Source organism: Azospirillum sp. (assembly GCF_035627195.1).
GTDB lineage: Bacteria > Pseudomonadota > Alphaproteobacteria > Azospirillales > Azospirillaceae > Azospirillum.
In genome coordinates this window covers 1-9,907 of sequence record NZ_DASPMG010000150.1, presented here as the reverse complement: position 1 = coordinate 9,907, position 9,907 = coordinate 1, and the positions used below count along the sequence as shown (strand labels likewise).

Here is a 9,907-nt window from a genome sequence, read left to right as displayed (position 1 = left end):
AGGGGACGGCGCTGTTCGTGACGATCCTGGCCGGGCTGGCGGGCAACGCCTTCGTCACCGGCGCCTTGTCCAGCGTGCGCGACCGTTACCAGTCGCGCGTGGTGTGGCTGGTGGTCTTCTTCGCCCTGGCGGCCGGCCTCTCGGCCGTCCTTTCCCGGCACAAGGAAAGGGGCCGGCAGCGCGCGCTGCCGGCCCCCGAAGGCATACCGAACCGTTGACTCGTTACGCGGCGTTGGTGCCGGACAGGTCGTGCTGCTCGAACAGCGGGTCGGCGTGGAGCGCGTTGAGCGCCGCCGCGTCGAAGGTCGTGGCCTGGGCCGCAGCCGCCTCGGCGGAAACCGCCGGGGCCTGCTGCATGGCCACGTGGTTCCACAGGTCGACCGAGCCCGCTTCCGCCGGGGCCGCCGACGCCACCGGCGCCGAGGCGTGGAAGTAGTCCTTGGTCGGGTTGAACGTCAGCGTGCCGTTCCACCACATCCCCGTCTGGCCGGGGATGACGTCCTGGCCGTCCAGCGCGTACTTGTCGTAGGTGACGCCGGTGGCGGTGGAGGCCATGGCCTTGCCGTCCACGGCGATGCCCTTGATGTGCAGGTTGCGGTCCACGCCGTTGATCACGGCGTCGTTGTCGTACTGCACCTGGATCTTGTGCGCAGCGTCCTGCGTCAGCGTCGCCTTGAAGGTGTAAGCCGTCGCCGTGGTGGTGTTGGCCGTGGCCTCGCCGACCTGCTTGCCGTCCACCAGCACCTTGAAGTGCCCGCCGACGCCGCCCGCCAGGTTGGAGTGCGCCGTCACCGTGATGGTGTTCGTCGCCGTGCCGCCCGTCGTCGGAGAGGTCGGGGTGGAGGTGGACGAACCGGCCGGAGCGATCACGTTGGTGCCGACCTTCATGGCCGACGCCGCGACGTTGTCCAGCGTGGCGACCGTCACCGGGGCACCCGAACCGGCCGAACCGTCGGCGTCGATGCGGACCTCGGTCGCCGTGCCGTTGGCGACGAACTTGACGTAGTCCGTGGCCGGGGTGACGCCCGCCGCCTTGATGGCGTTGTAGTACGGGGTCAGGTCGATCTTGTCCTCGGCCACCGCGAAGTCGGTGACGCGGTCCACGCCCGCCGCCTTCTCGATGACGACCGTGTCGAGGCCCGCACCGGTGGTGACGACGTCGTTGCCGGCGCCGCCCACCAGGATATCGTTGCCCGCACCGCCGGACATCAGGTCGGCACCGTCGCCGCCGTACATCTTATCGGCGCCGTCGTCGCCGAACATGGTGTCGTTGCCCTGGCCACCGTACAGCTGGTCGTCGCCGCCGCCGCCGTAGACGCTGTCGTTGCCCAGGTCGCCGAACACGGTGTCGTTGCCGAGGCCGCCGGCCACCATGTCGTCGCCGCCGCGGCCATAGACCAGGTCGTTGCCTTCCATGGCCCGCAGCGAGTTGGCGTTGTCGTCGCCGCGCAGCTCGTCGGCCTGGGTGGTGGCGACCACGTTCTCGACGTTGGCCACGGTCTTGGCGTTGCCCGTGCCGCCGTTGGCGGTCTTGGCAGCCAGATCGACCTTGTAGCCGACGGTCTGGTTGTACAGGTCGATCACGTCCACGCCGGCGCCGCCGTCCAGGACGTCGTTGCCCGTGCCCGGATCCAGGGTGTCGTTGCCGCCGGCCGCGGAGATGGTGTCGTTGCCGGCAGCGCCACCCAGCTTGTCGGCGCCTTCGGTGCCCTTGATGTTGTCGGCGCCGCTGGTGCCGTTGCTCTGCGTCACGCCGGTGCTCGGCGACGTCGGGGTCGTCGGCGTGGTGGGCGTGGTGGGCACGTCGGTGGTCTGCGTCGGGGCGACCGAGTTGTAGTTGCCGCTGCTGTTGGCGATGCGGATGTCATCGTAGTAGTAGGTGCGGCTGTCCGCGCCGGTGTCGTTCGAGCCCGCCCAGCCCCACTTGTAGACGCCCAGCTTCCAGTACGGGCCGTGGTCGTCGTTGAAGCAGTTGGCCTTGTTCGGCAGGTCGAGGACCAGCTTGCCGTCCTTCCACAGCTGGATGCTGCCGGTGCTGTCGGTGTAGCCCCACTTGATCTTCCAAACGAAATCGTTCCACTTGCCCTTGAGGCTGGAAACGTCGCCCAGGTCGTAGGTCTTGACCGAGTCATAGCGGCTGTCGCCACCGCCCGACGGCGTGAACTCGGACGCGTCGGCGCGGACCTTCACGACCAAGTGGTTGGAGCCGTCCGACCACGGCAGGATCTTCAGCGCGAGGTTCGGGTTCTTCCACGCCTCGCCGGCGTCCGGGTAGTCATGCCACTGCATGATGACCTCGGGATCGCTGTCCTTCTGCCAGTCGGCCGGGACGTAGATCTTGGCGCCGTACCAGTAGGTGTCGCCGATCTTGGCGTTGGCGTTCTGCGAACCGGCGGCGGTGAAGTTGGCACCGGTCATGCCGACCGGCACGATCTCCGAACGCACGGCGCCGCTGCCGTCGTGGGCCAGATAGGACTTCAGCGCAGTCCGGCCGGCGAAGGTGCCGGTGCTGACCGGGGCGCCTTCGCGGGTGTAGCCCGTGCCCGAGATCATCGGGGTGTCGAAGTTGGCTTCGTACACGAGGCCGGTGCGGGTAACGTCTGCCATGGATTTCTCCTCGGTTGGCTTTGACCTGGAGGCGGCCCCCTTCCGGGCGCCTTCGGCGGCCGCCGCAGCCGTGGCTGTCAAGGCGACCAGGCAACTCACCACCAAGGCGATCGATTGTGCCGTCCGGCGCGGCCACCGCGTTTGCGGTGGCATTCGGTGCTGCGGCCCTGCCTGCCAGCTACCGGGACGCCTGGAACCGGCAACGCCACACGTCGTGACGCATGCGGTCCCCCGCTCTGGGGACACCCGTCGACCCTTGCCTCGATGGAGTTTGTGTTGCTCTCCGTTCCATCCTCCAATCGACGAGCGGACCGTAACGAAAAAATTTCCGAGAAGTTGGGTCGAAATTGAGACAATCCTGCCACACCCAACGCCAATTGCGTTCCAGCCCTTGATTTCCGTCGATTTTTCGCGGGTGTGATCGGCGCGCCTCAGCATGGTTTTTCCTCCTGTCGAGCGGTGTGGACCGGGTCGCACGGGTCCCATGGCCCCTCAAGAACGCCACGACCGGCAGCGCCGCACAGCCGGCGCTTTGGCAGCATCAACCGCTGAGTTGAATAGTAAACATTAGAATAGGCTCTTTCCGAATGGAGCAAGCCTGATGGATAGGCGCTCGTTCGACTGCAAACCGGAGCGGGTAACCGAGAACACCGCCCGTCACGGCCATTACCCACAAGACACATTAATCTTAAGAGCACACCACCGTGGCGGAACCCTGCATTACGTTTTCCTGGCGCGAATTCCTCGCGACATCAGCGAAGGGAAAGGGACCGAACATGAAGTACGTTCTTCTGGTGGCCGCCGCGACCATGTTTGCCGCTCCGGCGTTTGCCGCCCCGCATCACAACAACGGCCACCACAACGGCTGGAACAACCCGCGCAACCCGCACAACAGCGCACCCGCGCCGCTGCTGGGCGCCGGCCTGCCGGCCCTGCTGCTTGCCGGCGGCGCGCTGGCGTGGCGGAAGCGGTCGCAGAAGAGCGACCAGTAAGGCGCGGTGACTTTCCCGGCCTCCGCCTTACCCGAGCGGGCGGAGGCCGGGTCACCCATAAAGAACCGCCCCAAAAAGAACCGCCCCAAAAGAACCGCCAACGACGGAGAGGACGTTCACCATGAAAGAGGCGTTAGGGGCATTCGTGCGCGTGACGCGCCTGGACGCGCTCGTGCGCTTTGCCTTTGCGCGGCGGCGCGTGACGATCGCCGTCTATCACAACCCCTCTCCAGAGACCCTGCGCACCCACCTCGCCTACTTCGCCCGCCGCTACAGCTTCATCACCATGGATGCGTTCGAGCGGGCGCTGACCTCCAGGCGTTGGGACGAGTTGCCCCGCTACCCGATGGTCATCACCATCGACGACGGGCACGCCGGCAACGCGCGGCTGGAGGCGCTCCTGCGCGAATTCAGCGTGCGCCCGACCATCTACCTGTGCAGCCAGATCGTCGGCACCGCCCGCCCCTTCTGGTGGCAGACCTCCGCCGCCGCGGCTCTGGGCGCCGAAGCGCTGAAGGGGCTGACCGACACCCAGCGGCGCGAACGGCTGCGCATGGCCGGCTGCGACCTGAGCGGCACGGAGGGCGAGCGCCAGGCCCTGACGTGGGAGGAGGTGCGCACGCTGTCCTCCGTGGCGGATTTCGGCGGACACACCCGCCACCACCCCATCCTGCCGCAGTGCGACGACGACGCCTGCGCCGACGAGATCGCCGTGTGCAAGCAGGAGCTGGAAGCGACGCTGAACCAGCCGTGCCGGCACTTCGCCTATCCCAACGGCGATTATGGCGAACGCGAGATCGCCGAGCTGAAGCGGGCGGGCTACGCCACCGGCCGCACCATCGAGGTGGGTTGGAACGGCCCCGACGCCGACCCGTACCGGCTGAAGGTGATGCCCGTGTACGACCACGCCTCGCTCAACTGGCTGGTGGCGCAGATGACCGGTCTGCCCAGCTGGCTGCGCGCCATCCGCATGAAGCTGCGCCCCCGCCCTGCCCCGGCGGCCGGCGTGCGGCCGGCCCACGCCCGCGCGTGAGCGCCGGGACCCGGCCCGTCAGGAGTGTTCCCCCATGCTCACCATTCCCACCCTGTGCCGCCCACCCGTCGTCGATGAGGCCATGACCGAATCCGTTGCCCCCGATACGGCGGCCGAGGTCCGGCGCTACATCGTCGACACGTTCCTGCTCGGCACGCCGGGCGGGCTGAGTGACGGCCAGTCGCTGATGGACACGGGCGTGGTGGATTCCACCGGCATGATGGCGGTCGTCGCCTTCGTCGAGGACCACTTCGGCATCACCGTGGAGGACGAGGAGATGGTGCCCGAGGTGTTCGACACCATCGTGCGCATCGCCGCCTTCGTCGATCGCAAGCGCGCGGCCTAATCCCAAGCAGCCTGAATCCGAGAGGCACGGCATGGCCTTCCTGGCTCACCACCTGCTCCGCGACACCGCCCTGCGGTTCGCGGACAAGACGGCCCTGATCGCCGGCGACGAGCGGCGCACCTTCGCCGCGCTGGAACGCGACAGCGACGCGCTGGCCGCCGCGCTGCAGCGGCGTGGCGTGGCGCGCGGCGACCGCGTCGTCCTGCTGGCCGAGAACACCATCGACACGGTGGTGGCGCTGTACGGCGTGTTGAAGGCCGGGGCCGTGGTGGTGCCGCTGAACCCGACCACCAAACGCGACAAGCTGGCCTTCGTCCTGAACGACTGCGGCGTGCGCGCCGTGATCGCCCCGCCGGCCTGCGCCGAGGAGGTGCGGCCGGCCGTGGCCGAGGCGCCGTCGGTACGCGCCACGCTGTGGCTGGGCGAGGCGGTCGAGGACGCCGGTCCGCCGGACACGCCGCGGATGATCGACGCCGATCTGGCGGCCATCATCTACACCTCCGGCTCCACCGGGCGGCCGAAGGGGGTGATGCTGACGCATCGGAACATCGTCAACACCTCCTGGTCGATCTCCAGCTACCTGGGCCACACGCCGGACGACGTGGTGCTGTGCGTGCCGCCGCTGTCCTTCGACTATGGGCTGTTCCAGGTGTTCATGGCGGTGCGGGTGGGCTTCACGCTCGTGCTGGAGCGCTCGTTCGTCTACCCCTACGTGGTGCTGAAGACGATGGCGAAGCACGGCGTCACCAGCCTGCCGGGCGTACCGACGATCTTCGCCATGCTGCTGCAGCTGGACTCCTTCCACGCCGGCACGGTGCCGACGCTGCGCCGCATGACCAACACCGCCGCCGCCCTGCCGCCCGCCCACATCCGGCGCCTGCGCGCCCTGTTCCCGCAGGCGCGCCTGTTCTCCATGTACGGGCTGACGGAATCGACGCGCGTCGCCTACCTGGACCCCGACCGGCTGGAGGACAAGATCGGCTCCGTCGGCAAGGCCATGCCCAACTGCGAGGCCTATGTGGTGGACGAGGACGGCAACCGCGCCGCCCCCGGCGTGGTGGGCGAACTGGTGGTGCGCGGCGCCAACGTGATGCCCGGCTACTGGGGCCGGCCGGAAGAGACGGCCAAGCGTTTGCAAAACGGCGTCCTGCGCACCGGCGACCTGTTCACCGCCGACGCGGAGGGCTTCCTCTATTTCGTCGGGCGCAAGGACGACGTCTTCAAGTGCCGGGGCGAGAAGGTCAGCCCCAAGGAGATCGAGAACATCCTCTACGAACTGCCGGACGTGGCGGAGGCCGCGGTGGTCGGCGTGCCGGACGAGATCGACGGCACCGCCATCAAGGCGCACATCGTGGCCCGTCCGGGCTCCGCGCTGGACGAGGCGCAGGTGCGCCGCCACTGCCGGGCGCGACTGGAAAGCCGCCTCGTGCCCAGGTTCATCGCGTTCTGCACGGCGCTGCCGAAGACCGACACCGGCAAGATCCGGCGCGCCGCCCTCGCCGAGCCTGCCTGACGGGCGGCCCGGCGGACCTCAGCACAGTGACCGAGGAGTCATGACAGCGATCGCAAACCGCAGGTTGCGCTCCCCCAAGCGCGGCGAACTCCGCCGCTACCGCCCGTCCGACCAGCCGGCTCTGGAAACCTTCCAGCTGGCGACGTTCGGGCCGGGCGCGCGCCAGCTCGACCCTGCCCACACGCAGTGGCTGTACGACGAGAACCCCTGGCGCGACGCCGAGGGGCCGCAGCTGTGGGTGTACGAGTACGAGGGCGCCATCGTCGGCCAGCAGGGCGGCATCCCCTTCCGCCTGAAGGCCGGCGGGCGGGAGCTGTCCGCCTCCTGGGGCGTGGAGCTGATGGTGGCCCCGGAATGGCGCCTGCGCGGCGTCGGCCCCGCCCTGTCGGAGACGCACGCCGCGGCCAGCGACGTGACCCTCGGCCTCGGCATGTCGGAGGCGGCCTACAAGGCCTACCGCACGGCCGGGTGGATCGACCTCGGCTTCGTGCCGACCTACTTCCGCGTGCTGGAGGCGCGGCGCTGCGCGCGCGCCCTGGCGGTGCGCGGCCCCTTCCTGCCGGTGGCGGCGACGCTGGCCACGCCGGCGCTGGACCTCGCCGGCTTCACCTACGACATCGGCGCCAAGCTGTTCGGCACCCGCCTCGTCCCCATCCCCGCCTTCGACGCGGCGGTGGACGAGCTGTGGGCCGCCGTGTCGCCGCACCAGCCGGTGCTGGCGCGCCGCGACCTGCGCACACTCTCCTGGCGCTTCGACGCCCGCCACGCCGACCGCTACCGCCGCTTCTACCTGGTGCACCGGGGATCGGTGAAGGGCTACGTCGTGCTGCGCGTCGACCGCTGGGCGGGCGAGCCGGTCGGCGTCATCATCGACTATCTGGCGCGCCCGGAATGGCTGCTGCCGCTGCTGGCGCAGCTCACCCGCCTTGCGCGGCGCGAGGGGCTGGTGGCGCTGCTCTGCCGCACGCTGAACGAGCCGGCCGACCGGGTGTTCAAGGCGCTGGGCTTCCTGCAGTTCCGCCAGGGCCACCGCACGCCGACGCGCGCCATGGCGCGCCTGGGCGAGACCGCGCGCGACGCGGCCGGCCTGATCGGCGACCGCCGCAACTGGCTGATCACCGCCGGCGACAGCGACACCGGCCTGCGAGAGCTGGGGCCGTAAGCCCCCGCCCCAGGAAACGGAAAAGCCCCTCCCCCTTGACGGGGGAGGGGCTTTTTGCTGGCCGAAGAATGGGGAGGCCTACAGCTCCTTCCAGGGCAGGCGGGCGACGGTGCCGGCGCAGGCCTCGTCCTCCACGACGGCGACAAGCGCGTTGAGCGTCGTGCCGGACTGCGCGCCGAACAAGCGCAGGAAACGGCCGAACTTCTCGGACACGTAGGCTTCGAAGACCGGCGGCGCGTCGTGCACGCGGCCCGACAGCACGTAGGAGATCCGCCCGCCGTCGGCGAACTGGCTGTCCAGCATGGCCGTCGCCTCGCCGTTGATCGGCACGGCGCCGACGCGCAGCGTGTCGCCGCAGGCACCGGCCGGCGCCGGGCGCGCGTACTCCAGCACGCGGTAGTGCGCGTCGCCGCTGAGCGCGATCAGCCCGGCGCGCTGGTAGCCCTGCGCGGCAAGGAAGGCGTCGATCCGCCCTTCCAGGCGGCTGCGGCTGTTGGCGTAGCCCTCCCCCGCCTCGGGGCCGCCACGGGCGAGCTTCGGCGGGACCGTTACCGCGACCACCGCCACAAGGCCGGCGGCCAGGGCCAGGGAACCGAGCTTCATCGCGCACCTCCCAGTTCGTTGGCCGTTCCGTTGGCCGTTTCATCGCGCACCCCGCGCATGGCGATCAGCGCCGCGGCCGCCAGGGTGACGAGGCCGAGGACCTGGGCGCCCAGGTCCGAATGCAGCGCGTGGTAGGCGTCCGGGCCGAACCCCATGCCGACGAGGCGCGCGTGGTTCAGCGCGAACATCGCCAGCACCACGAGCGCGGCCGTGGCAAGGTCCCGCGCCTTCCAGGCGGGCCGCGCCGCTTGGGTGATCGCCACCCAGCACACCAGCCCGGCGGTGATGTAGTGCATGGACAGGCAGCCGGCGACGATGGCGAGGCCGAAGCCGTCCGGCGTGTCCACCAGGTTGCCGTTCAGCGTGACGCCGTCGCGCAGCAGGCCCAGCGTGAAGGCGACGGCCGCCGCCTCCAGGTTGGTCAGCGGCATGGCCAGCAGATTGACGGCCACGCGACCCCACACCTCGTGCACCGACAGCGCCAGCATCACGGTGGCCGCCGCGCGGCTCCAGTCCGCCGTGCGGTTGCGCAGCACGTCGAAGGAGGCCAGCAGGCCGATGGCCATCCAGCTGACCTGCGGCGACGGGGCCGCCATCAGCACCAGGAACAGGGCGCCCATGCCGAGGTCCGCCCGCGACAGCGGCGCCGAACTGCCGCGCAGCGCCAGCCGCAGGGCGAGCGCGCTCGCCAGCAGCTCGATCACGGTGACGCCGAACAGGTTGGCGGCGGCCATGGCCACGCCGTACTTGGTGATGGCGGCGCCGACGTCGGGCGCCAGCCCGTTGATCAGACCGACGAGGTAGAGGGCGGCCATGAACTGGCCGCGCGGCACCGTCCAGGCGCCGCGCAAGGCAAGACTGGGGGAAGGAGAGGCGTCGGTACCGATCGACATGGGGTTCGCTCCGGAGAAGACGGGCGCATGGCGGTGATGATGAAAGCCGCCCCCGCCTCCCGGCAAACCCGCAACGGAATTAGCCCGCACGACACCCCGTTCGATCGGATGGGGGTGGCACGATCGTCAGCTCGACCGGGCGGACTGCAGCATCCGCTGCATCCTGCCTAGGACGAAGGTGCGGCAGCCCAGCAGGTTGAGCGCAAACCCCACCACGGCGTAGACCGCGACACCCGTCGCCACCATGGCCGCCAGCCCGGCCGGCGTCAGCGGGAAGGCCGGCAGGATCAGCGCCACCGCCATCGCCCCGGCGGCCAGAAGGCTGCGCCACACGGTGTCGACCGGCACCGGCACGGGCATCAGCCACGTCGCCGCACAGATGGTCAGCACCAGCCCGCCGGCGTAGGAGGCCAGCATGGCCGTCATCGCCCCGGCAATGCCCCACGACGGCACCAGCAGCAGGTTGAGACCGACGTTCAGCACGGCGATCGGCACGTTCAGCAGCAGCAGCAGGCCGGTGCGCTGCTTCAGGTGGAAGACGTGGTCGTAGACGTGGATCTTCACGCCGCTGAGGAAGGCCGCCACCGCCAGCCACGGCATCAGCGCGCCGGCCGCCCGGTATTCCTCGCCCAGGCAGGCGACGGCCACGTGCTCCGCCGTCAGGGCCAGCCCGACGGTGGCGGGGACGCACAGCGCCAGGACGATGGCGAAGTTCTCGCGCAGGCGGCGGCGGGCCGATTCCACCCCTTCCCGCTCGA

9 protein-coding genes and 1 pseudogene are annotated in these 9,907 nt (G+C 69.9%); 6 read left to right on the top strand and 4 right to left on the bottom strand.

Features of this window, described 5'->3' with window-relative positions; all coding sequences use genetic code 11:
• Positions 1–218 (top strand): annotated as a pseudogene (locus VED21_RS13930) (hypothetical protein); the annotation flags it as partial.
• A 4-nt stretch (positions 219–222) separates the two neighbouring features.
• Here VED21_RS13930 and VED21_RS13925 read toward each other — a convergent pair.
• The gene (locus tag VED21_RS13925) at positions 223–2,607 is read right to left on the bottom strand and encodes a heparin lyase I family protein (RefSeq protein ID WP_324882973.1); all 2,385 of its coding nucleotides are present in this window, start codon (positions 2,605–2,607) and stop codon (positions 223–225) included.
• Positions 2,608–3,383: 776 nt separating this feature from the next.
• Here VED21_RS13925 and VED21_RS13920 point away from each other — a divergent pair.
• The 5 genes from VED21_RS13920 (at position 3,384) to VED21_RS13900 (ending at position 7,653) form a co-directional block, all read left to right on the top strand.
• Positions 3,384–3,599 carry a hypothetical protein gene (locus VED21_RS13920; protein WP_324882972.1) on the top strand — a complete coding sequence of 72 codons (216 nt, stop codon included), beginning with the start codon at positions 3,384–3,386 and terminating at the stop codon, positions 3,597–3,599.
• A gap of 121 nt (positions 3,600–3,720) precedes the next feature.
• Positions 3,721–4,632: a polysaccharide deacetylase family protein gene (locus VED21_RS13915; RefSeq protein WP_324882971.1), complete on the top strand. Its 912-nt coding sequence runs from the start codon at positions 3,721–3,723 to the stop codon at positions 4,630–4,632.
• Positions 4,633–4,666: 34 nt separating this feature from the next.
• Entirely contained in the window at positions 4,667–4,978 is a 312-nt protein-coding gene (locus VED21_RS13910) for an acyl carrier protein (protein ID WP_324882970.1), read from the top strand.
• A gap of 31 nt (positions 4,979–5,009) precedes the next feature.
• A complete protein-coding gene (locus VED21_RS13905; protein ID WP_324882969.1) occupies positions 5,010–6,491 on the top strand; it encodes a class I adenylate-forming enzyme family protein in 1,482 nt (493 codons plus the stop codon).
• A 40-nt stretch (positions 6,492–6,531) separates the two neighbouring features.
• Positions 6,532–7,653, top strand: coding sequence for a GNAT family N-acetyltransferase (locus VED21_RS13900; protein ID WP_324882968.1), 1,122 nt, complete (start codon positions 6,532–6,534; stop codon positions 7,651–7,653).
• Between the two features lie 78 nt (positions 7,654–7,731).
• Here VED21_RS13900 and VED21_RS13895 read toward each other — a convergent pair whose 3' ends face one another.
• The 3 genes from VED21_RS13895 to VED21_RS13885 all read right to left on the bottom strand — a co-directional run.
• On the bottom strand, positions 7,732–8,256 hold the full coding sequence (locus VED21_RS13895) for a hypothetical protein (RefSeq protein WP_324882967.1): 525 nt from the start codon (positions 8,254–8,256) through the stop codon (positions 7,732–7,734).
• Complete coding sequence (locus VED21_RS13890) at positions 8,253–9,149, bottom strand: hypothetical protein (RefSeq protein ID WP_324882966.1); 897 nt, start codon at positions 9,147–9,149, stop codon at positions 8,253–8,255. Before VED21_RS13890 ends, VED21_RS13895 begins: the two co-directional genes overlap by 4 nt.
• 126 nt (positions 9,150–9,275) lie before the next feature.
• A partial coding sequence (locus tag VED21_RS13885; protein WP_324882965.1) for a lipopolysaccharide biosynthesis protein occupies positions 9,276–9,907 on the bottom strand: 632 nt, incomplete at its 5' end.

Excerpts from the sequence above, each read along its gene's own strand:
- VED21_RS13925 (WP_324882973.1), bottom strand. The coding sequence starts at position 2,607 with ATGGCAGACGTTACCCGCACCGGCCTCGTGTACGAAGCCAACTTCGAC.
- VED21_RS13920 (WP_324882972.1), top strand. The coding sequence starts at position 3,384 with ATGAAGTACGTTCTTCTGGTGGCCGCCGCGACCATGTTTGCCGCTCCG.
- VED21_RS13915 (WP_324882971.1), top strand. The coding sequence starts at position 3,721 with ATGAAAGAGGCGTTAGGGGCATTCGTGCGCGTGACGCGCCTGGACGCG.
- VED21_RS13910 (WP_324882970.1), top strand. The coding sequence starts at position 4,667 with ATGCTCACCATTCCCACCCTGTGCCGCCCACCCGTCGTCGATGAGGCC.
- VED21_RS13905 (WP_324882969.1), top strand. The coding sequence starts at position 5,010 with ATGGCCTTCCTGGCTCACCACCTGCTCCGCGACACCGCCCTGCGGTTC.
- VED21_RS13900 (WP_324882968.1), top strand. The coding sequence starts at position 6,532 with ATGACAGCGATCGCAAACCGCAGGTTGCGCTCCCCCAAGCGCGGCGAA.
- VED21_RS13895 (WP_324882967.1), bottom strand. The coding sequence starts at position 8,256 with ATGAAGCTCGGTTCCCTGGCCCTGGCCGCCGGCCTTGTGGCGGTGGTC.
- VED21_RS13890 (WP_324882966.1), bottom strand. The coding sequence starts at position 9,149 with ATGTCGATCGGTACCGACGCCTCTCCTTCCCCCAGTCTTGCCTTGCGC.